We start from the raw sequence: 22,126 nt of genomic DNA, 5'->3' as shown, positions 1-22,126 counted from the left end.
TGTTTGCCTTAGAGCTGATCTCGACAACTGACTGGTTTAGTCAGCAATTCGGCTTTATTGTTTTGAAAAGTATACAGTTTGGATGCATTAAAAATTTTAATGACTTTGGCTTGAGCTAAGGCCGTTTTAAAGCTTTGAAATTTTTGATGATTCGTCAGCTCAAATGGATTGCCATAATTTTTGTTGTCGAGCAAAATTTGTATTTGTCCCGCAGCACTGTCATGGGCTTTGAGAATTTCCTGATCATCTTTATTGGTCAAGCTAAAAGTTGGGCGCTGAGTAGCAATTTTACAGTTCAGCTTTAGACTTAAGCTAAAGTTATCATTGGACTTATTTTTTAGGGTCGAGGTGCCTTGTTGGTCATTTTCAATATAGACCCACTGATTTTTGGGCATATTGGCCAGTAGATTTTCAAGTTGCTGCTGGGTACTTTTACTAATATCGACCGTCCCTTTTTGATTCACTTCAGGCGCTTTTTCTTTACCTAGCATACCCATAACTTTGTCACTGACCGTGCTACTGGTTTTAGAGAGGGTTTGACAGCCTGTCAGGCCAGCAAAGGTGAAAATGAAACTAAGCGGTAAAATGTAGTGCAAAGACATAAGCTTTTATTGTTCTATTGAATTGTTGTGTGGGGGGGATATTAGCGGTTCTGCCCAAAAAGCTCAAATCTTGCAAAGTATTACATGCAAAACCGCGTGGTTAGTTAGTAATTAATGAAAATCTCGTGATGAGCGGTTTAGAGTAGCCATTCCACGCAAGCGCGAATAATCCCCAACGCAAGGCCAATAAAGCCACCGACCACCACACCGTTGACACGGATCATGTGTAAGTCGCCACCGACTTCATTTTCTATTTTATTGATCATTTCACGCGAGTCCCATTCATGAATGCGCTCACTAATAAAACGAATGACTTTTTCGCTGTATTGATCTGACAAGTTAATTGCAATGTCGCTCATTTTTTCATTCAGTAATTGGCGTACTGCAACATTAGACACGATATTTTCGCCCACTTGCTGAATCGCAACCCGTAAATTTTGTGCAATGCCTGAGTCAGGTTTTTCCAGATCGGAACGAATGGCATCGCAAAGAATCACGACAGCGCCACTGATAAAATTCAGCATTTGTGGACTGTCGAGCATGGCGTCTTTGGTGTTATTTAGACGTTGACTGGCGACACTGTGGTTATCAGCCAGTTGTTCCATGAGTTGCTGCGCCATTTCTTCAATTTTTCGGCGCCATGGATGCTCCTGATCGGCCAGCATCGATTCAACCCGATTTACGAGGGAGTCGATGGTGCGCTGTTGAACATCTATACCAATCCAACTCGCACCTTTTGCCAATTTCCATACGCCCAACTCTTTAAACAATTGACGCGATAAATCTCGTGTTTCCTCTGGATGTTGCAGCATCCAATCATGGGCTATATCGAGTCCACGTTGTAGCACATCTTGATGAAAGTCATTTTCCAATACCGCACGCAGCATTTCGCTGGCCAAATGATTGACTTGGGTGTTTTTGACCCATTGCACACTGTTGCTTTGAATAAACCGTCCAATTTGTTCCTGACCAACAAATTCAAAAATTTTCGGAACGGTTTGCTGAATGACTTGTGTCACTTGGGCATTATTGTTTGGATTGGCGAGCCATTTACCCACTGCGAGTGAAATATCGGTTTCGGCTAAACTTCTTTCTACCACTTGAGGTGATAGGAAATTTTCCTGCACGAAGCGGCCCATTGACTCTGCAATTCGAGCTTTGTTGCGTGGAATAATTTCGGTGTGATCGCGTAAAAATTTTGGAATTGGAAACTTACCAAAAGGGTTGCGAAACAGCACCGTAATGGCATACCAATCAGCCAAACCACCGACCACACCTGCTTCAGCCGAAAGCATCAAAATATGAATCAGCCAAATATAATCGGGTAGCAATTTGGCAACGATCATCAAAGCAATCCATGCCAGCACAGCCACCACCAAAGCGATGGTGGCGAAGCGCTTACTGCGTTGTAGGTTCGGCGAAACGGTGTGCTGAATTGGATCGGTCATAGATTAGCTTTACTCACACTTAGGATTTTGCTGGAGCAGTCTCGACTGGCAACGGATTGCCTTGGGTGTCTAGACCATATTTGGCACCGAGAGATTGCAAGATTAAGCGTGCATCAAAAGCATCTTGCGGTGCTAGCGCCCGAGTTTTATAACAGGTGATGCTATAAGACACTTGAGTTGGGTCTAAGGTCACGACTTGGGGCACATCGTAGAATGGGCCAGGCCAGAAACCAGGATGACGACGGTAATAGCCATATGGATACGGCATTGGGTCTGGATAAATTACGGCTTGGCGTGGTGGTTTTTGTGTACGGTTACTTGGGTCATCGATGACCTTAAAATATTGATAACCATTATGTAGCGTCGTTTGTGCCGCCTTAACCAAGGTGATTTCTTCGGCTGTACCATAGCTCATATTGGGACGAGCTTGGAAACTAATACGATAACTTTGGGCATTTAAAGGCGTTGCTGAGTAACGACCCAACTGCTCAAACGTTAAGGGTTTGGATGGTGTGGTTGCACATCCTGTGAAGCCCAGCGCTGCGGTGATTGCAGCGACAATGATCATTTTCTTCATGCTCATGCTCCTGATGATGGGTTAATGGCAAGGGGAGAAATACTGGTTTTTAGCCATTAATTAAAAACTTGAATTGGGTTGGGTTAAAAATTCCAATTCTTCTGTGGTTGATGTTCTACCCAAAACTTTGTTGCGATGTGGATAGCGCCCAAATCGATCGATAATGACTTTATGTTTCTTTTCAAATTCTAAATTAATCGGATTACCGAGCTGTTCAAATAATTCTAACCCGATTTGATGTATTTTAGCCGATTCACTGTGCATATAGGGCATATATAAAAAGGAACGTTGTACTGGGGCAAGATTTCGGTCTAAACCCTGAGCGACAGTTTCCTGCGCGAGTGCCAATGCCATGGCATCTTGAGCGAAGGCATGGGGTGAATCACGATATAAATTGCGGGAGAACTGATCTAAGACAATGATTTCAGCCAAACGCCTCTCAGCAGAGCTACGCCATGTCCATAGTTCCGATTGGCAAGCTTGTTGATGGAGTTCTTTAAACTTTTTTTCGATTAAAACATCAAAATTATTGCTTTTAGCGAACCAGTTTGGCTGCTGCTCAGGATTAAACCAAAAGTCGAGAATATCTTGATAATTCATAAGTTTTATACTTGATTTGCATTTATTTATTTATAAAATCACAATTTTCAAATGTCATAAACACTAAGTTTGTGATAAAAATTTGCCAAAATATAATCTTGATTTGCCTCAAAACAATTTCGAGGTTCAGATGCGCTCTAAAATTCGCGTTATACTGATATAAATGAATGATTTTATTTTAGTAGTTTCTTCCATTAAGCGAGATAGCAATGAGTCAACCTGAATCGACCTCTCAAGACATTTTACCGACGTGGGTGGATTCTTCGCTGATTCAAGGGATGTTGCGCGGTATTGAGCGTGAAAGTTTGCGTATGCAAAGCAATGGCTTTTTATCACAGGCCAATCATCCCGTGGCTTTGGGCGCGGCATTAACCCATCCACATATCACGACAGACTATTCAGAAGCTTTAATGGAGTTTATTACTCCACCAAAAGAAAGCATTCCTGAAGCATTAAATTATTTAAAAGATATTCATGCTGTTGCGCATACACATTTGGAACATGGTGAAAAACTATGGCCGCTGTCGATGCCGTGTATGTTGGATGAAGACGAAGAGAGCATTCGTTTAGCGCAATATGGCAGTTCTAACATCGGACGCTTTAAAACCTTATACCGTCGTGGTTTAGGTGTGCGCTATGGTCGTCGCATGCAGACCATTTCAGGGGTGCACTACAATCTATCTTTCCCAGATCATTTTTTTGAAGCCTTACAAGCACACGAAAGCAATGACAGCTTAAAAGCACTGTCTTTGCAGGACTATCGCAGCCATCGCTATTTTGGTCTGATTCGTAATTTTATTCGCTTAACCCCTTTGGTGATGTTCTTGGTGGGTGCAAGCCCGTCGGTATGCAAATGCTTTATGACGGGTCGTGATCATCAATTGCTGCCCTTACTCAAAGGAACACTGTTCCTACCTTATGCGACTGCGCTACGTATGGGTAATTTTGGCTATCAAAATTCGGCACAAAAACAGTTAGGTATTCACTACAACGACATCCAAGGCTATTTAGAAGGTTTACAAAAAGCAGTACACACGCCGTATGCACCTTTTAGTTACTTAGGTCTAAATGATGCACAAGGTGAGCCGATTCAAATTAATGATCATGTGCTGCAAATTGAAAATGAATACTACAGTTTAGTCCGTCCGAAACAAGTGCCGCAGGAAGGTGAAACACCGTCTGAAGCCTTGCAAAAACGTGGTGTAGGCTATGTTGAGTTACGTGCGGTTGATGTGAACCCGTATAGCCCAATCGGTATTAATGAAGATACTGCCGCATTACTGGAAGTGATTGCGTTGTATTGTTTATTAAAAGACAGCCCGGCATTGCTAGATGATGAGCAAAATGAAATTGAGCGAAATCAAGCTGAAGTGGTCAATCGTGGTCGTGCGCCGAATGCTAGCATTATGCAGCAAGGAACTGCGATTGCCATTGAACAGTGGTGTGGTGATCATGTGACCGCCATGCAACCTTTGGCCGAGCTCCTTGACCATGCTTACAATACAGATATTTACATTCAGGCCATGGCTGTGATGCAATCACGCGTCAATGAAGTGGATGAAACCTTGTCGGCAAAAATGATTGCCGATACCCTTGAACAAGGCGGCACATGGAGTTTTGGCAGTTATATCGCCCAACAACATGCGGACGTGTATGAACAACATCAATTAAGCCCAGAAACGACTGCTTATTTTGCCGAAGCCGCAGCCTTGTCTTTAGACAAGCAAGCTCAGCTTGAACAAGAGACCAGCATCAGTTTTGAAGAATATTTGAAAAATTTTAGATAAAAATTAAGAGGATTTACCATGAAATGGAGTTTCCGCTTCGTGAGTGGTTTGTTGTTTTTAGCCAGCGTGATGGGTATGTCATTCGCGCTATTTTTAGAGCATGTTCAGGGTTTAAGCCCTTGTCCATTGTGTGTATTCCAGCGCATCGGTTTGATTGGTTTGGGCATCATTTCATTGATTGCACTCCTTCATAATCCGAAGTCGAATGTGGGTAAACGCATTTATGCTTTATTGGGGAGCATCTCGATTTTATGGTCGGCAGGTGTGGCTGCACGTCATATCTGGCTGCAAAATCTACCACCAGACAAAGTCCCAAGTTGTGGTCCCGGTCTAGATTATTGGGTAGAAACTTTGCCCATGAAATCAGTATTTGAACAAGTACTGACAGGTTCAGGTGAATGTGCCAAAGTCGACTGGACCTTCTTAGGGCAATCTTTACCTGTATGGTCTTTTGTGTTTTTTGCGTTATTAACGTTAATCAGTCTATGGCAGTTATTTAGAAAATATCAAACAGCACCAGTAAAACGCTTACGTGATAAATACTAATTAAACAAATATAAAAAAGCCCTCTGTTGAGGGCTTTTTTATTGCTAAGGATGTGCTTTAAGTGAGAGCAATACCTTCCATACTGTCTAAATCCAACATGAACTCGTACATATGTTCATGCACTTTGTCTTCACTATTTGGATAGAACCAATGCACAATTTGTTCAGCCACTTGTGGGTGATGCTGAATTTCAAAATGGTTTAAACCATAAAAAATGGCTTTATGTGAGTCAGGCACTTTTAACTGATAGCGGGCATTGGGATGTTCACCCAAAGCACTTTTTACGCTGACCAAATAATCGCCAATTACGTGCAGTGTTTTATTACGACGATGCTCGTATTCAATCGTACCTGCGACTAAGTAGGTATTAATATGTGAAGGAATCGGTGCAGGTTTACGGTTGTCATCCACTAAACCGATACGTACATCATTATGTTCCCAATCATCATCGCGTACACTGCCATAACGTAAATCTAAAATACCGTTACTGCGAATATTGACGATGTGTCCCACGATTTTGACCAAAGGGAAACGCCCCAATCGATCTTGTAAATTAAAACCAAAACGTTCAAGGGCAGCGCCATGATGTGGTGAGCCTAAGCAGACCAAATTTTCAACTTGGTGAATCCACTGGTACATGTTTTGTTTGCCATAGAAAATGGCGCTACGAGAGACCAAGCCACCCATACTGTGACCGATCAGGTCGATACTGGTGATGCCAGGATTACGACGGACTAAATCTTCTAGGGTGTTGGCTAGACTGCGCCCATTGGTTGAAATACGACGACCCGTGTTGTAGTTAAGGTAGAGCATGGTGTTGTGATCGCGCTGTGACAGCAATTTTTCACCAATGCCACCATATTTTGAGGTTGACCACGATAAATGGCTCATACATAAGCCATGTACCAATAGGGTAATTCGACCGGTAAGTTCGCCTTTTTGCACTGCACCATAGTGGTCATAGACCACCATCGGTAGCGCCATTGGATTATGATATTTCAGTAAATAATCGCCCAGTACACCATTCAATGCACCAACCAAAACGTGTAGTGATGGGGTCAACGGTTTTTCATGTAAGCGTGGGAATTTTTCAATAATGCTTCGCAAAACAGGTGCAAGCAGGTAGTTCCCATAATTGAAAAAGCTGTTGTAAGAAAACTCATAAAGTCGAGCAATCGTCGGCTGTTTGTGAAAAGCGCTAGAGCCTTGTTCACTCATGCCAAAAATACTCATGAGGATTTCGCGTTGAATGTTTTTGATTAAGTCATGCACCACATCGCTAAAACGCATCGTGACCAACTGTGCTAGTCCTTCCAAAACATCGGCTTGGCTTGGCGGTGTACGGTCCCATTTGCAGTAGGTTTCATGCAACGGTGTTAAACTCGGCATTGTCTTCCTATCCTTACATTCAGACCCAATTCCTAAATTTTATTTTTCGCTGGAACGGGCGGTGTTTCATTGTTTATTTTATAAAAAATTCATGAACCACACTTACAATACATAGATCGGGCATTGAGGTGAAAGTTTTTTGTCCGACAATTTTACTAAAAGTTAAATTAATAAAATGTGTGATGGATGCTTCACATTTATAACTGATTTTAGCTGAAATAAAGACATGGTTAGGAATTAAAGCATGAATATTATTTATTTACATGGGTTTCAAAGCAGCGAAAATTCAATCAAAGGTCAATTACTCAAGCAATATACAGCAGGATATTCTAACATTTCGGTGCATTTACCCAATTTAAATAAACCGCCCCAACAGGTGATGGCAGAAATGTCTGCTTTAATTGAATCCTTAAATAAAGTGGTCTTGGTGGGGAGCAGTTTAGGGGGATTCTATGCCACACAATTGATGGCACAGTATCAGTTGCCAACAGTACTCATTAACCCTGCCATTCGACCATGGCAATTGTTCCGTGACTTATTTCAACACGTCCGTTTGCCTTATCAAGTCACAAAGACGTGGCGTTTAGATGATGCGCAATTGGATGATATGCAAAGCTTGGCCGTGCAGCAGATTCCACATCCCAAACTTCTATTGGTGTTGTTGCAGCAAGGTGATGAAACCTTGGACTATCGAGAAGCACAACAATTTTATAGCGCAGAAGAAGCCGGTATGGCACTGGTGATGACGGATGTTGGCGGGAGTCATGGCATGGATGATTTTGCAGAAAAAATACCAATGGTCTTGCAGTTTTTAGCCGATGCTGTCAAAAATATGCAGTCGCTAAGCAGCAATTACCAAAAAAACAGCGAAATAGGTAGTTGCGACATCATTTGACGTTTTAAACGATTAAGAAAATAGCGGCTGATGGCTAGAGATATGCATTTTAAGAAAAAAGCATATACTGTAGCGCTTGAAGAAAATGTTTTAACCAAGAAAGCAGGGAATTTTGCAACGTGACGCAATATACGGCTCAATCACTTGAAGTTTTATCTGGCCTCGATCCAGTACGTCGCCGTCCGGGGATGTATACAGACACCACACGTCCGAACCATTTGGCGCAGGAAGTGATTGATAACTCCGTCGATGAAGCACTTGCAGGTCATGCCAATAAAATTACCGTGACCGTATATAAAGATGGCTCTTTGTCTGTAGAAGATAATGGTCGCGGTATGCCGGTCGATATTCACCCTGAATATGGTCAAAGCGGTATTGAAATCATTCTGACCAAACTCCATGCCGGCGGTAAATTCAGTACCGACAACTATCAGTTCTCGGGTGGTTTACACGGTGTGGGTATCTCAGTCGTGAACGCATTGTCTGACCGTGTAGAAGTGGAAGTTCAGCGTCAGGGCAACTTGTATAAAATGGCCTTTGAGCACGGTGCACCCGTTGCACCACTGGAAGTGCTGGAAGGTAAATGTGCCAAACGTGCAACAGGAACCACGGTGCATTTTTGGCCTGAAGCCAAATATTTTGACTCACCTAAATTTGCCCTCAAAGCCTTAAAACATAATTTAAAAGCCAAGGCTGTTTTGGCGGCTGGCTTGCAGATTATTTATATCGATCAAATCAACAATGAAAAGATCGAATGGCAGTTTGAAAATGGTCTTGTCGACTATTTGATGGATGAATTGCAAGACCGTGACATCGTGCCTGTACCTGCTTTTGTAGCCACAGGTGAAGCTGAGCGTGCCAGCGCTGAATTTGCGATTTGTTGGAACGTTGAAGGCGGTGAACAGATCCAAGAAAGTTATGTGAACTTAATTCCAACTGCGCAAGGTGGTACACACGTGAACGGTTTACGTTCAGGCGTGACTGATGCAATTCGTGAATTCTGTGAATTACGTAATTTGTTGCCACGGAACATGAAGTTGTCTGCTGAAGATGTCTGGGATGGCGTGAACTTTATTTTGTCACTTAAATTCCAAGAACCACAGTTTTCAGGGCAAACCAAAGAACGCCTCTCAAGCCGTGAAGCATCGGGCGTGGTACTGAACATTGCCAAAGATGCGTTTGCCTTGTGGCTCAACCAGAACTCTGACATTGCGATGCAACTGGCGGAAATGGTGATTGCCAAAGCGGGTCGTCGTTTAAAAGCAGCAAAAAAAGTCGAGCGTAAAAAAATCGTCTCAGGCCCTGCATTGCCGGGTAAGTTAGCTGACTGCGTAGGGCACACTTTAGAAGAGTCTGAACTGTTTATTGTGGAAGGTGACTCTGCGGGCGGTTCAGCCAAACAAGCGCGTGATAAGAACTTCCAAGCGATCATGCCGATTCGCGGTAAGATTTTAAACACGTGGGAAGTCTCTTCAGACGAAGTTTTAGCATCGCAGGAAGTCCATGACATTGCGATTGCGATTGGCGTGGATCCGGGGAGTGATGACTTATCTGAACTGCGTTATGGCAAAATTTGTATTTTGGCCGATGCGGATTCGGACGGTCTACATATTGCGACCTTGCTCTGTGCGCTGTTTGTTAGACATTTCCCAACTCTAGTGGAAGAAGGTCATCTGTTCGTTGCAATGCCACCGCTTTATCGTATTGATGACAACAAAGATGTGCATTACGCGCTGGATGACGATGAATTGGAAAGCATTTTGAAAAAATGCAAAACCAAAAATCCGCAAATTACCCGATTCAAAGGTTTGGGTGAGATGAACGCAAGTCAATTGCGTGAAACCACGATGGATCCAAATACTCGTCGCTTGGTACAGCTTGATTTGGATGATATGCATTTTACTGCTGGTTTATTGGATAAACTCCTTGCGAAAAAACGCTCTTCTGACCGTAAACATTGGTTGGAACAAAAAGGTAATTTGGCGGATTTGGCGGTTTAATCGACCTTCAGTGATCTGCTCGATATTGAAGCCCGCACATGCGGGCTTTTTTATGTCCTATCTAAAAATGAACAAAAACTGTGCATAAACCTTGAAGTGCTGTGCACTTAATTCGTACAGCAAGAACAAAAATAATGGCAATTTTCGAATGGTGACTTGTTCAACACAGTCAGGATAGACGGATAAAGATGAAAATTATTATGTAGCCAATATGTTTTTATAATTGTTTATATCATCATGTTTTTTATAAATAAATTTAAATAATCTCTTTTGCTTTGAGCATGTTGCTCCATCGATGTGGCACAGAAATTGAATTGTAGGCAATAACAATACTAAACACCTGCATATCAAAAGTGCACCAAGACCCTTGGAGAAATGACTATGTTGCAACACAAAAAAATGCCTAAAAAATTACTTGCAGCAGCAATAATGGGGACGCTGGTTTTATCGGGATGTTCGAAGCCTGCGGAAAAAACAGCAGAAACCCAGACTGAAGCCAAAGCACCAGCAAGCAGCGGCGATACCATTAAGGTTGGTATCTTACATTCACTGTCTGGCACCATGGCGATTTCAGAAACTTCGCTGAAAGATACGGCCTTGATGACCATTAATGAGATCAATGCCAATGGCGGGGTACTTGGAAAAAAACTTGAACCTGTGGTGGTCGATCCTGCATCAGATTGGCCATTATTTGCGGAAAAAACCCGTCAGCTGATTACCCAAGACAAAGTCGCAGTGATTTTTGGTTGTTGGACGTCAGTATCGCGGAAATCCGTTCTGCCTGTCGTCGAAGAGTTGAATGGCTTACTGTTTTATCCAGTGCAATACGAGGGTCAGGAACAATCTAAAAATATTTTCTATACTGGCGCTGCGCCAAATCAGCAGGCGCTTCCTGCGGTGGAATATTTAATGAGTGAGGAAGGCGGTAAAGCAGAGCGCTTCGTCTTACTTGGTACGGACTATGTCTATCCACGTACCACCAATAAAATTCTTCGTGCTTTCTTAAAGTCGAAAGGCGTTGCCGATGCCGACATCATGGAAGAATACACACCGTTTGGTCATAGTAACTATCAAACTATTGTTGGCAATGTGAAGAAATTTGCAGCAGGCAAAAAGACTGCTGTGATCTCGACCATTAACGGTGATTCAAATGTGCCGTTCTATCGTGAATTAGGCAACCAAGGGATTAAAGCTGCGGATATTCCAGTCATGGCATTCTCCGTCGGTGAAGAAGAACTACGCGGTATTGATACCAAGCCATTGGTTGGACATTTGGCATCTTGGAACTATTTCATGTCGGTGAAAAATCCAGTGAATACTGAATTTACCAATAAAATGAAGCAGTATGCCGTGGAATATAAACTGCCAAATGCCGATAAATTTGTGACCAATGACCCAATGGAAGCGACTTATGTCGGTATCCATATGTGGAAACAAGCGGTTGAAAAAGCTGGTACGACTGATGTCGATAAAGTACGTGAGGCAATGGCGGGTCAAGAGTTTAAAGCCCCATCAGGCTATACCTTACAAATGGATGCAACCAACCATCATTTACATAAACCGGTGATGATTGGTCAGATCCGTGCCGACGGTCAGTTTGATGTGGTACACAAAACACCGAAAACCATTGCTGCGGAGCCTTGGAGCCCATACATCCCGAAATAATCGTACCTAATGATGTCCGCTGCATAGGCGGACATCCAAACGATGGAGTTGCCTGTACAAGGCTGGTCATAACTCATTAGGGATCTCAATAACATGAATAAAATCCGCTATTTTTCACTTCTTTTTATATTGCTCAGTTCTTTCATTACTTTGCAAAGTCTACATGCCAACAGCACGACTGAAGCATCAATCACCACCGAAACGATGGCCCAAGACAATGCTATTCAACAATTTGTCCGCGGTGATTTTGCTCAGCGTCGAAGCTTATTAAATGCATGGCCTGCGAGCATTGAACAGCTCGATCAACTTGCAGGGTATGTGGAACAAGACCAACTGTATAGTGATAGCTCAAGTCAAACCTATATTTTGCAGGCTGAAGATCAACTGCTGAGTTATCCAGACTTAACTGAAGTCAAAGACTGGCCAGCAGATCTGTCTCAAGTGACTTTGGTGAATACCTTACAGAAGGCACTGAGCTTTGCTCAAGCCAAACAAAAACTAAAATCCGATGATCTTGCGCAGCGTTTAGATGCCATAGATATTTTAGAAAATAACTTGGCTGAATTGGATGTTGCAAGCATTAATCAGCTGTATTTGAATGAAAAAAATAACAAGGTCAAAGCGCGTTTAGCACAATTAAAAGCCCGTTTGGATTATCAAAGTTCAGAAATTTTAGAAAAAATTAATGCTGTAAAAGTCCTGCAAGCATCTGACCGACCAGATGTCTTGGCGATGGTTGAACAAGAATTACAACAGCCGAATATACACCCCGAATTAAAAGCTGCGCTGGTTGAGGCCAAAAGCAAGATTAAAACACGGATCCAAGCCAGTGAATGGACAGGGCATGTATTTTCAGGACTCAGCACAGCAAGCATTTTGTTACTGGCAGCCCTAGGACTCGCAATTACTTATGGTTTACTCGGTGTCATTAATATGGCACATGGCGAACTGATTATGATAGGTGCTTATACGACTTATGTGGTGCAAAGCCTATTTAAAAGCTACCTCAGTAGTTATGTCGATTGGTACCTGATTGCTGCCATTCCTGCGGCGTTCTTGGTCAGTGCCTTGATTGGGATGTTGATTGAACGCACGGTGATTCGCCCTTTATATGGGCGTCAGTTAGAGACCTTATTGGCAACCTTTGGGGTGAGCTTAATTCTGATGCAAGTCGTACGCATGGTGTTCGGTGCTCAAAATGTCGAGGTGTCAAATATTTCATGGCTCTCAGGCGGGATCGCTTTAACACCAAGTTTGATGCTGCCATACAACCGTATTGCCATCATTGGCTTCACTGTTGCAGTACTGCTATTGCTGATTTATCTCCTCAATAAAACCCGCTTTGGGCTGTTTGTTCGGGCGGTAACGCAAAACCGTCAAATGGCGCAAGCCGTCGGTATTCGCTCAGGTCGTGTCGATATGCTAGCGTTTGGATTGGGTTCTGGACTGGCAGGCCTTGCAGGATGTGCCTTAGCGCAGGTTGGAAACGTAGGTCCAGATTTGGGTCAAAATTACATTATCGATGCTTTCTTGGTGGTTGTGGTTGGCGGCGTGGGTCAAGTGTGGGGCGCTGTATTGGCTGCTTTAGGCCTAGGCATCAGCGGTACAGTGCTCGAAATTGGCATGGGTGCGGTATTGGCCAAAATTATTCTACTGGTTCTTGTGATTTTGTTTATTCAAAAACGTCCACAAGGTTTGTTTGCTATCAAAGGCCGATTTGTGGAGTAAGCGCATGAAAATCACTTCATTATTATCCGATAAACCTTATAGCGGTGTGGCGATTGCCGTGTGTTTTGCCATTCTATTGATCTTACCGTGGTTGCATGTTTTACCTGCCGATTCAGCCCTGCATTTGTCTGCTTATTGGGTGACCTTAATTGGCAAAATTATGTGTTTGGCCTTGGTTGCTTTGGCACTGGATTTGGTCTGGGGCTATGCCGGCATTTTGAGTCTTGGACATGGTCTATATTTCGCTTTGGGCGGTTATGCGTTTGGTATGTACTTGATGCGAGAAGCCGCAGGCGATGGCTTACCTGATTTTATGCGCTTCCTAAGCTGGACCGAATTACCATGGTATTGGGTCGGTACAAATCATTTTTTATGGGCACTGGCTTTGGTCGTTTTGGTCCCTGGACTCATCGCCTTTATATTCGGTTTCTTTGCCTTCCGCTCCAAAATTAAAGGTGTTTACTTTTCTATTATTACCCAAGCCATGACTTTTGCCGCAGCTTTATTGTTCTTCCGCAATGAAACGGGGTTTGGCGGCAACAATGGTTTTACGGGGTTTAAAACCATTTTAGGTCTGGATATTACTTCTGCACCTATGCGTGCCAGCTTATGTTTCCTGACCGCATTAATGTTATTGCTGTGCTTTATAGGACTGCGTCATCTCATGAATAAGCCTTATGGGCGGGTGTTGGGGGCAATTCGTGATAGTGAGAATCGTCTGCAATATTTAGGTTATCGCACACTATGGTACAAGTTGTCGGCATGGGTGTTATCTGCGGTGATTGCGGGTATCGCAGGTGCGTTATATGTGCCACAGGTCGGAATTATCAATCCAAGTGAAATGAACCCTGTGAACTCGATTGAAATGGCGGTGTGGGTCGCAGCAGGTGGGCGAGGCACCTTAATCGGTCCAATACTCGGTGCTGGTCTGATTAATGGTATGAAAACCTATTTCACCGTGGCGTATCCAGAGGCATGGTTACTGATCTTAGGGGCATTATTTATTGTGGTGACGATTTTTCTGCCAAAAGGTGTGATTGGGCTGTTAGAGCGTTTTAAAAAGGAGCGTAGCGAATGAGTGATGTAATTCAAGCGCATGGCGGACATGCTGCTGAAGGCTATGGTCGTCCCAAAGTGTCAGGTGCAGATTTTACCCATGGTGTAGCGCTGTATTTAGAAAACGTCAGTGTATGGTTCGACGCTTTTCGTGCCCTCAATCATTTATCGCTCTATATTAATGAAGGTGAGCTACGTTGCATCATTGGACCCAATGGGGCAGGTAAAACCACTTTAATGGATGTGATTACAGGCAAAACACGTCCTACAGAAGGCAGTGCATTTTTTGGACAAACTTATGATTTGGAGAAAATGAGTACGGAACAAATTGCTGAGGCAGGCATAGGTCGAAAATTTCAGAAGCCAACGGTGTTTGAAAACTTCACGGTGATGGAAAATTTACTGCTTGCAGCACCCAAAGATAAGCGCGTGAAAAAAAGCCTCTTTAGCAAACTTGATCCAGATGCACAAAATGCCTTAGATGAATCATTGGCACAAATTCGCTTACAGGAACTAGTAAATAAACCGGCTGGACTTCTTTCACATGGGCAAAAACAGTGGTTGGAAATTGGCATGTTACTGATGCAACGTCCCAAACTCATCTTATTGGATGAGCCAGTTGCTGGCATGACTGATGCTGAAACAGAACGCACGGCGGAACTATGTTTAGAACTGAAAAAGAACCATACCCTCGTGGTGGTGGAACATGACATGAGTTTTATTGACACCATCAGTGAAAAAGTCACAGTTTTAGCACAAGGAGCAATTTTGGCAGAAGGCACTTTGGCTGAGGTACAGGCCAATGAAGATGTGATTGAAAAGTATTTAGGACGTTAGGGAGTAGACCATGTTAGAAGTCAAAAACGTCAATCAATATTATGGTGGGAGTCATATCTTGCGGGATGTGTCATTGAGTGCGCCTGTTGGAGAATGCTCTGTAGTGTTGGGGCGTAATGGCGTCGGTAAAACCACGCTATTAAAATGTTTAATGGGCATATTGCCAATTAAATCGGGTCAGATCTTATTGGATGGACAGGATATTTCCAAACTCAGTCCAGAACAGCGTGTCCACGCGGGTTTGGCCTATGTACCACAAGGTCGCGATATTTTTTCAACCTTAACAGTAGAGGAAAACATCCTCATCGGGATGGCAAAATTTAAAGGTGTTAAAACCCGTAAAGTGCCTGAACATCTGTATGAAATTTTTCCTGTATTAGATGAAATGCAGCATCGGCGAGGGGGTGATTTATCGGGAGGTCAGCAGCAACAACTGGCTATTGCACGGGCGCTGGCATCTGAGCCAAGAGTATTGATTTTAGATGAACCGACTGAAGGCATTCAGCCTTCAATTATTAAAGACATTGGCCGGGTCATTCGAAAACTTGCAGCTGGTGGAGACATGTCGATCGTCTTGGTTGAGCAATTTTATGACTTTGCCGAAGAGCTTGCCGACGGTTATACCGTCATGGCGCGTGGACAAGTTGTCGCGCAAGGGATCGGCAATGAAATGCCAGCAAAGGGGATTCGTGAGTTAGTGGCGATTTAGTATTTCTCCTTTCGGTTGATTTAAAAATTGGCAGAAAAAAATGCCACTTTGATCTAAAGTGGCATTCGCAGAATGTCCTTTTTTTATGCAGCGTTGCTGCACGCTTCAATTAAATTTTTTTGGAAAGGCTTGAATCAAGCGAAATTTTAAGGATTAAAAATACAAATCATCTGCATATTTTTTACTCAAATTGGATTAATCTAAAGTTAAGTCATAACAAGAAGATAAGAATATGGACGCAATTTTATTTTTAGTAAAACCTAATGATTTAGAGACATTAATATTAGAAGCGGAAACGCCACAAGATGTGCTCGAATCTCCATTTATGCAACACTCGCTGTTCTTGGGTGAAACATGGGAAGTACTCAATCAATTACTCAATCCACAAGGGCAGTCAAAGACGTCGTTGACTTATGCTATTGAAACTGAACATCCACTTTCAGATCGACGTCCGGGACTCAGTTTGGCAGTACATTACAATACGGTGGTTCGGGTCGATGAAATTCAGCATGTTTTAGCGAACTTAAGTGTTGATGAAATTAAAAAACGCTATCTATTGTCCATTGCGGACACAACACCTGAAAATGAGTTGAAGCTTGCCGAACTCAAATTGATTTATCTACAGCTACAAAGTTTTTACCGCGATGCCGCTCGACAAAATTTAACGGTTTTGAGTGTGATTAAAGATGGTATTCGATTGGAAAAACTATTTTAAATAATGAGTTGAAAATAGCTATTACAAGTTCAATTGCATTAGCACCAAATCGCGCCATTCGCCAAATTTTTGCCCCACCTCAGGCATATAACCGGTTTGCTGAAAACCAAACTTTTCATGAAGTGCGATGGAGGCGGTATTGCCATGATCAATACCTGCAATCATGACATGTACTTGCTGTGTTTTCGCATGTTGAATTAAATGATCGAGTAATGCCGACCCATAGCCTTTTCGTGCATAGCGAGGATCAATATATACCGAATGTTCCACCGTATGGCGGTAACCCGCAAAATTGCGAAAAGCAGCATAATCGGCATAACCCGCAACTTGCTCAGTATTATGACCCACATCGACGATGACAAAAAATGGATAGTTTTGTGCATTCAACTCATCTAGCTTTTGTTGAAAGTATTCAAGCGGAAAAGCCTGATGATTCCATGTGACAAAACCATGCAAAACTTCATGATTATAAATCGCCATAATGTTTGGCAGATCAGTAGATGTGGCAGGGCGAATGTAGAATGGCATGGTGCTCATCAATCGATAAAACGCATTTGATTGTCTACCGATCGCCATAAAAAAAGCAAGACCATGGTCTTGCTTTTCTTGATATAAACGCTTGGCTTAGAAGTGGTATTTCACTAAAGCACTTACGTCATTTTGATTGATACCAGATTTGTTACCAAATTTATTATTCCAAACGGAATGCTCAATACCTACGTATAGACGAGTATCTGGAGAAAAGTGTTTACCAACATTCCATTTGTACTGAGTTGTCCAGTTTAATTCGCTTGCGTGGTCTGATTCAGCAGTTGACCAGTCTAGGAAGCCATCAACAAGGAAATCTTCAGCACCAACGTTAAATGGAATACCATAGGCAAATGTCATTTGATAATCATCTTTTGACACTTTTTTATCGTTGTCAGCTTTATAGAAGTTTAATTGTGCATATTTGAAATATGGGATCTCGAGATCGAAACCAATACCATAAAGGTAGTTATTGAAATCTGCACCAGGATAGTTACCGCTGTTACCTTCCCAAGTACCAGCAATTAAAACGTCTTTAATTGGACCTACAGCAAGTTTCTGACCTGAAACTGCACCAAGACTTATACGTGGTGAAACTTCGAAATATGTGGTATTGCCATCTACATCGTTATTTGCACGGTCAGCAAATGCAAAGAAATCACCATATTTAAGGCCAGCGCCATATTCAAAAGTAACGGTACTTTGATCGATTTTTTCATCACCATTGGCAAATGGTGATTTGTAATTTTCACCATAAAGACCAGTAATACTGAAGTCTTGCCAAACAGGCGCAGCTTGTGTAAATGCAGCAGCAGAAGCCAATGCGCATGTAGCAACTAATCGTGTAAGTTTCATTAAAAATATATCCCCCCAAGAAGCACTGAAAGCATACAGATTCTTAAGCAAAAATAAAGCCAAATTTTACTCAGTGGCAAAAAAAGTTTGTAAATTAAGGTTGTTGATTAGATTATAAAAAATGAATATTCGTCATTATTTAATTGCACTTAAAACAGATAAACTTAAGATTTAATTGCTAAAACAATATACATAAAGTGGCAAAAACATGACCAAAGCCAATAAAAAATGCGCATAAAAGAAAAGAAAGTCTTATTTTAAATATGGATTTAAAAAAAATATCAAAATAGCACTTGCAAAATTTTAACTTAAGACCGATATTCGAAGTATAAGGACACGGATCTGCAGACTCTTAAGTGTTCATCATTCAATGTGGAGGACAATGTTCCAAACGAAATTGAAGATGGTCATTGCTGTGATTTAAACAGCAAGTGTAACGTGCCAAGATAATAAGTTTTGCACAAATATTTATAGCTAATACAGATAGATATGAGGATGATATTATGAACATTGAAATCCGTACAGACAAAAACATTACAAATAGTGATCGATTAATTACTTACGTTCGTGCAGAACTTAATGAAGAATTTCAGCGCCATAGTGAACGCATTACCCACTTTTCGGTGCATTTAAGTGATGAAAATGGGGATAAGGGCGGTAGCGATGACATCAAATGTATGATCGAAGCACGTCCAGCAGGGTTAAAACCTGTAGTCGTGAACCATCGCGGTCATAATGTAGATACTGCAATTCATGGTGCGATCGAACGACTTAAACGTAGTCTAGAACATTTATTTGAAAAGAAAGAAAATCCGCGAGCAACTCAACCAGCTTTTGCTGAAGCGGACGATCTGGGCGACGAATAAGTCGCAAACAAAAAAAGCCCCCGAAAGGGGCTTTTTTTATGACTTTTATTTTTTGTGTTTTGTTTTTACATGAAATTCAAACAAACAGCGCTTTATTCGGCATAATAGATCAAAATAAATTGAAGTGAGCTTCCCAAATGTTAACAGCACAACAACAGCTTTTTGTGCAGGCTTTAGAAGAACAGGATCTTGCACAGGTGCAACGCCTGTTAGCAGATGGTCTCAATCCGAATTTTGTCGATTTTGAAAAAGGTCCTGCGATTTCTGTTTGGTCAGATGGTCTATTTAAATGGTGGGAAATGGTGTGCGAAGCTTATGAAGCGGGCCAACCAATGAATCAAGAGCAAAAACAACAACAACTTCAAGTTCATATGGATATTTTAGAAGCTTTAATACAGGCGAAAACCAATGTGCACTTATGGGATGCAGAGGAAGTTTATGGTCCATTATGGGATGCTGCAAGTGCAGCCTGTGTGCCAGCCGTACAGCGCTTATTAGATGAAAAAGTGAATCCGAATATGATCGATAGCGATGGTCTCAGTATCTTGTCATCAATTAGTGAATTATTTTTTGACTGTGATTTTGATGCAATTAATTGGTCTGAAGCCTTAGACGAAGAAAAACAAACCTTAGATCTTTTGCGTAGCCATGGCGCAAAAATGACAAAAGAATTAGCTTAATTGAGAGAATCAACATGACTGTATTTAAAGTTTTAAGTATTGCCACACTTTCTGGTTTGAGCCTATCTGCAATGGCCGCAGATTTTTCATTTGATCGTCCGGGTGCAGGTATGGGCACAGGTATTACGCCTGTAGGTCGCTTGGCTTGGGAGCAAAGTTTGCCGAATGCCAGTTATGCTGAAAGCCGCGATGAAAATGGCGAGAAAGTCAAAACCACCACTTTAAATGCAGACATGTTATTTCGTACGGGCTTAGCTCAAGATTTAGAATTGCAATTGGGCTGGCAAGGACCTGCATGGACGAAAACGAAAGTTGCAGGAAAATCGGTCGAAGATGATGGTTTAGGCGATGTTAGCATTGGTTTGAAAAAAGCCATTGATTTGCATGACGACAAATTGTCGATGGCAATTCTAGCTGAAGCTGTCATTGCAACGGGTGATGCTGGTTTTAGTAATGAAGATGATATTTATAGCTTAAGTTCTGCCGTGGCATATAAGTTCAGCGACACTATAAATACATCCATTACCATGCGTTATGAAGTACAAGACAGCGATTGGGCAGTCACTGCAATTCCAGGTATGGAATATCAAATTGCAGGTAATTTATCGGGCTTTTCTGAGTTGGCATATCGCAAAGCGGAAAGTACAGAGCAGCAGGTTTCCTTGGCTTCAGGTTTGATTTATGCAGTGTCAGATCGTATGCAATTCGATGCCAGTGTCGGTCTAGAGCTGACAGGTGCTCATAAAAACTATCAATCAGGTTTAGGTGTCGCTTACTTATTTTAATACTTCATTTTAAGTGGTTTGTAGACAATAACTGAGGGTGATTCAGCTGAATGAAACAATGGATTTATGTGGCGGCAGCAGGGATGTTGTCGTTCAGTATGGGCCTTTCAGCACAGGAGACATTACTGTCTGCCGAAGAAGCCTTTCCGTTTAGCGCTGTTTCAAATAATGCAGAACAAGCAGAATTGAGTTGGAATATTCCAGCACATTACTATTTGTATCAACATAAAATTGAAGTGAAACAGGGTAATCAGCCGCTTCAGTTGGATTTACCGCCTGCGGAAGATTTGAAAGACGATAACTATGGCCATACCCAAGTGTATTACCAGCAGTTGAGCTTCAATATTCCTACCCAGAAAATGCAAACCTATCAGGTGAGTTGGCAAGGCTGTGCCAAAGATCGCGTCTGTTATCCACCACAGAAAATAGAATTTCAGACCGATGAAAATGGTCTGGTAACTCAGCAAAACCTTGCGAATCATTCGAAGCGTTTACTCGATTTAGCCGCTGACAATTCAACTGTAACTCCAACAGCCGATTTAACACTCGATCAGCAGCGTGCTGAAAATGCTGAATTAAAATCTACAGCTACATTTACTGCAAGCGACCAAATGTGGTCTGAAAAATTAGCTCAAAGCTCGATTTTTTATGGGTTATTGCTATTTTTCGGTTTGGGTTTTTTATTGGCCTTTACCCCATGCTCATTACCGATGTTGCCTATTTTGACTTCGTTGATTGTCCGTGACAGTCGTGGGTTAAAGGCATGGATGATTGCGCTGACCTTTGTGACCAGTATGGCGATGGTCTATGCCGTTCTTGGACTGGTTGCATCATCTGCGGGTTTAAGTTTTCAGCGTTGGCTACAACAGCCTTCAACACTCATTGCGTTTAGTCTCTTGTTCGTGGTTTTTGCCTTAAACCTGTTTGGTTTGTTTGAGCTAAAGTTGCCTCGCAGCTTGGTCAATCGTTTAGACCAAGCACAATCTATGCAAAAAGGTGGGAGCTTGGTTGGCGCGGGCGTCATGGGCATGATTTCAGCTTTATTGGTGGGTCCTTGTATGACCGCGCCTTTGGCGGGTGCATTGCTGTTTATCTCCCAAACCCATAGCCAATGGCAAGGTGCATTGTTGTTGTTCACTTTAGGTTTTGGTATGGGAACACCACTCCTTTTGGCAAGTGTTTTGGGTGCTCGTGTATTGCCAAAAGCGGGTCTGTGGATGAACCAAATTAAGGTACTATTCGCCTTTATTATGTTGGCATTGGCGCTTTATTTTATTCGCCCGTTAATCAGTGAAGCATGGTTGCAATGGTTATCGTTAGGACTGGGTATCATTTTTAGTGCTTATGTTCTGTGGCGTATTTTATGGCGCAGCACGCAGTTAAAATGGTTATATATATTAGTGCTGTGTCTGGCCGTGCCTTATATTGTCTATAGTCAATTTCAACACAGTCAGCGTTTTTTTGTCGCACAAAATTCCGCTGAAGCCAATTGGCATGTGGCGCATACAGCTAACGAATTTCAGCAATTGTTAAAGCAAATTCCACAAGGTCAAGCTGCAATTATTGATGTCTATGCAGATTGGTGTGTGGCCTGTCAGCCAATTGAACATAAAGTTTTAAAATCGGCTAAAGTACAACAAGCACTGGCGCCATATTATTTGATTAAACTGGATTTAAGCCAGTATGACGACACGCATCAGGCACTGTTAAATCAATGGGATATTTTAGGGCCACCGACTTATTTATTCCTGAATCCTTCACATCAAGAAATCCGTGGTCTACGTTTAACGGGTGCATTTACTGAAGCAGAGCTGTTACAACAAATCGAAAAATTTAAAGCGGCTGAGTAGGAGATGAA

Annotated in this window: 21 protein-coding genes; 14 read left to right on the top strand and 7 right to left on the bottom strand. The window is 42.2% G+C overall.

Annotated elements, in window-relative coordinates; all coding sequences use genetic code 11:
- Nucleotides 1-8: 8 nt before the first annotated feature.
- The 4 genes from B9T33_RS01925 to B9T33_RS01910 form a co-directional block, all read right to left on the bottom strand.
- A complete protein-coding gene (locus tag B9T33_RS01925) occupies nt 9-602 on the bottom strand; it encodes a hypothetical protein (protein WP_086177258.1) in 594 nt (197 codons plus the stop codon).
- Between the two features lie 137 nt (nt 603-739).
- Nucleotides 740-2,050: a DUF445 domain-containing protein gene (locus B9T33_RS01920; RefSeq protein ID WP_086177257.1), complete on the bottom strand. Its 1,311-nt coding sequence runs from the start codon at nt 2,048-2,050 to the stop codon at nt 740-742.
- 19 nt (nt 2,051-2,069) lie between these two features.
- A complete protein-coding gene (locus B9T33_RS01915) occupies nt 2,070-2,627 on the bottom strand; it encodes a CC0125/CC1285 family lipoprotein (protein WP_086177256.1) in 558 nt (185 codons plus the stop codon).
- 60 nt (nt 2,628-2,687) lie between these two features.
- The gene (locus B9T33_RS01910) at nt 2,688-3,227 is read right to left on the bottom strand and encodes a DUF924 family protein (protein WP_086177255.1); all 540 of its coding nucleotides are present in this window, start codon (nt 3,225-3,227) and stop codon (nt 2,688-2,690) included.
- A 209-nt stretch (nt 3,228-3,436) separates the two neighbouring features.
- Here B9T33_RS01910 and gshA point away from each other — a divergent pair, with 209 nt between their 5' ends.
- The gene (gene gshA, locus B9T33_RS01905) at nt 3,437-5,014 is read left to right on the top strand and encodes a glutamate--cysteine ligase (protein ID WP_086177254.1); all 1,578 of its coding nucleotides are present in this window, start codon (nt 3,437-3,439) and stop codon (nt 5,012-5,014) included.
- Between the two features lie 18 nt (nt 5,015-5,032).
- Nucleotides 5,033-5,560, top strand: a complete 528-nt coding sequence (locus tag B9T33_RS01900; RefSeq protein ID WP_086177253.1) for a disulfide bond formation protein B — start codon at nt 5,033-5,035, stop codon at nt 5,558-5,560.
- Between the two features lie 57 nt (nt 5,561-5,617).
- Here the strand turns inward: B9T33_RS01900 and B9T33_RS01895 are convergent, their stop codons facing one another.
- Nucleotides 5,618-6,949, bottom strand: coding sequence for an alpha/beta hydrolase (locus B9T33_RS01895; RefSeq protein WP_086177252.1), 1,332 nt, complete (start codon nt 6,947-6,949; stop codon nt 5,618-5,620).
- Nucleotides 6,950-7,193: 244 nt separating this feature from the next.
- Here B9T33_RS01895 and B9T33_RS01890 point away from each other — a divergent pair, with 244 nt between their 5' ends.
- The 8 genes from B9T33_RS01890 (at nt 7,194) to B9T33_RS01855 (ending at nt 16,554) form a co-directional block, all read left to right on the top strand.
- On the top strand, nt 7,194-7,844 hold the full coding sequence (locus B9T33_RS01890; RefSeq protein WP_086177251.1) for a YqiA/YcfP family alpha/beta fold hydrolase: 651 nt from the start codon (nt 7,194-7,196) through the stop codon (nt 7,842-7,844).
- A 119-nt stretch (nt 7,845-7,963) separates the two neighbouring features.
- Nucleotides 7,964-9,844, top strand: a complete 1,881-nt coding sequence (gene parE / locus B9T33_RS01885) for a DNA topoisomerase IV subunit B (RefSeq protein WP_086177250.1) — start codon at nt 7,964-7,966, stop codon at nt 9,842-9,844.
- A gap of 399 nt (nt 9,845-10,243) precedes the next feature.
- Entirely contained in the window at nt 10,244-11,509 is a 1,266-nt protein-coding gene (urtA, locus tag B9T33_RS01880) for an urea ABC transporter substrate-binding protein (protein ID WP_416202576.1), read from the top strand.
- A 204-nt stretch (nt 11,510-11,713) separates the two neighbouring features.
- A complete protein-coding gene (gene urtB / locus B9T33_RS01875) occupies nt 11,714-13,237 on the top strand; it encodes an urea ABC transporter permease subunit UrtB (RefSeq protein ID WP_228145765.1) in 1,524 nt (507 codons plus the stop codon).
- A 4-nt stretch (nt 13,238-13,241) separates the two neighbouring features.
- Nucleotides 13,242-14,315 carry an urea ABC transporter permease subunit UrtC gene (urtC, locus tag B9T33_RS01870; RefSeq protein ID WP_086177247.1) on the top strand — a complete coding sequence of 358 codons (1,074 nt, stop codon included), beginning with the start codon at nt 13,242-13,244 and terminating at the stop codon, nt 14,313-14,315.
- The gene (gene urtD / locus B9T33_RS01865; protein ID WP_086177246.1) at nt 14,312-15,130 is read left to right on the top strand and encodes an urea ABC transporter ATP-binding protein UrtD; all 819 of its coding nucleotides are present in this window, start codon (nt 14,312-14,314) and stop codon (nt 15,128-15,130) included. Before urtC ends, urtD begins: the two co-directional genes overlap by 4 nt.
- A 10-nt stretch (nt 15,131-15,140) precedes the next feature.
- The gene (gene urtE, locus B9T33_RS01860; protein ID WP_086177245.1) at nt 15,141-15,839 is read left to right on the top strand and encodes an urea ABC transporter ATP-binding subunit UrtE; all 699 of its coding nucleotides are present in this window, start codon (nt 15,141-15,143) and stop codon (nt 15,837-15,839) included.
- 232 nt (nt 15,840-16,071) lie between these two features.
- On the top strand, nt 16,072-16,554 hold the full coding sequence (locus B9T33_RS01855; RefSeq protein ID WP_086177244.1) for a DUF1877 family protein: 483 nt from the start codon (nt 16,072-16,074) through the stop codon (nt 16,552-16,554).
- A gap of 21 nt (nt 16,555-16,575) precedes the next feature.
- Here the strand turns inward: B9T33_RS01855 and B9T33_RS01850 are convergent, their stop codons facing one another.
- Nucleotides 16,576-17,082: a GNAT family N-acetyltransferase gene (locus B9T33_RS01850; protein WP_086177243.1), complete on the bottom strand. Its 507-nt coding sequence runs from the start codon at nt 17,080-17,082 to the stop codon at nt 16,576-16,578.
- 96 nt (nt 17,083-17,178) lie between these two features.
- The gene (locus B9T33_RS01845) at nt 17,179-17,937 is read right to left on the bottom strand and encodes an outer membrane protein OmpK (RefSeq protein ID WP_086177242.1); all 759 of its coding nucleotides are present in this window, start codon (nt 17,935-17,937) and stop codon (nt 17,179-17,181) included.
- 503 nt (nt 17,938-18,440) lie between these two features.
- On the opposite strand from B9T33_RS01845, the gene B9T33_RS01840 reads away from it, so the two are divergent.
- The 4 genes from B9T33_RS01840 to dsbD all read left to right on the top strand — a co-directional run bounded on the left by B9T33_RS01840 (nt 18,441) and on the right by dsbD (nt 22,118).
- The gene (locus B9T33_RS01840) at nt 18,441-18,803 is read left to right on the top strand and encodes an HPF/RaiA family ribosome-associated protein (RefSeq protein ID WP_086177241.1); all 363 of its coding nucleotides are present in this window, start codon (nt 18,441-18,443) and stop codon (nt 18,801-18,803) included.
- Between the two features lie 137 nt (nt 18,804-18,940).
- Nucleotides 18,941-19,483, top strand: a complete 543-nt coding sequence (locus tag B9T33_RS01835; protein WP_086177240.1) for an ankyrin repeat domain-containing protein — start codon at nt 18,941-18,943, stop codon at nt 19,481-19,483.
- A gap of 14 nt (nt 19,484-19,497) precedes the next feature.
- Nucleotides 19,498-20,268: a transporter gene (locus B9T33_RS01830; protein WP_086177239.1), complete on the top strand. Its 771-nt coding sequence runs from the start codon at nt 19,498-19,500 to the stop codon at nt 20,266-20,268.
- Nucleotides 20,269-20,351: 83 nt separating this feature from the next.
- Nucleotides 20,352-22,118 (top strand): protein-disulfide reductase DsbD, encoded by a 1,767-nt coding sequence (dsbD, locus tag B9T33_RS01825; protein ID WP_416202575.1) that lies wholly within the window; start codon nt 20,352-20,354, stop codon nt 22,116-22,118.
- The last annotated feature ends 8 nt before the right edge of the window (nt 22,119-22,126 follow it).

Source organism: Acinetobacter sp. ANC 5054 (genome assembly GCF_002135295.1).
In the GTDB taxonomy this organism is placed as follows: Bacteria; Pseudomonadota; Gammaproteobacteria; order Pseudomonadales; family Moraxellaceae; genus Acinetobacter.
The sequence above is the reverse complement of the archived record's forward strand: the minus strand, read 5'-3'. Positions and strand labels throughout refer to the sequence as shown.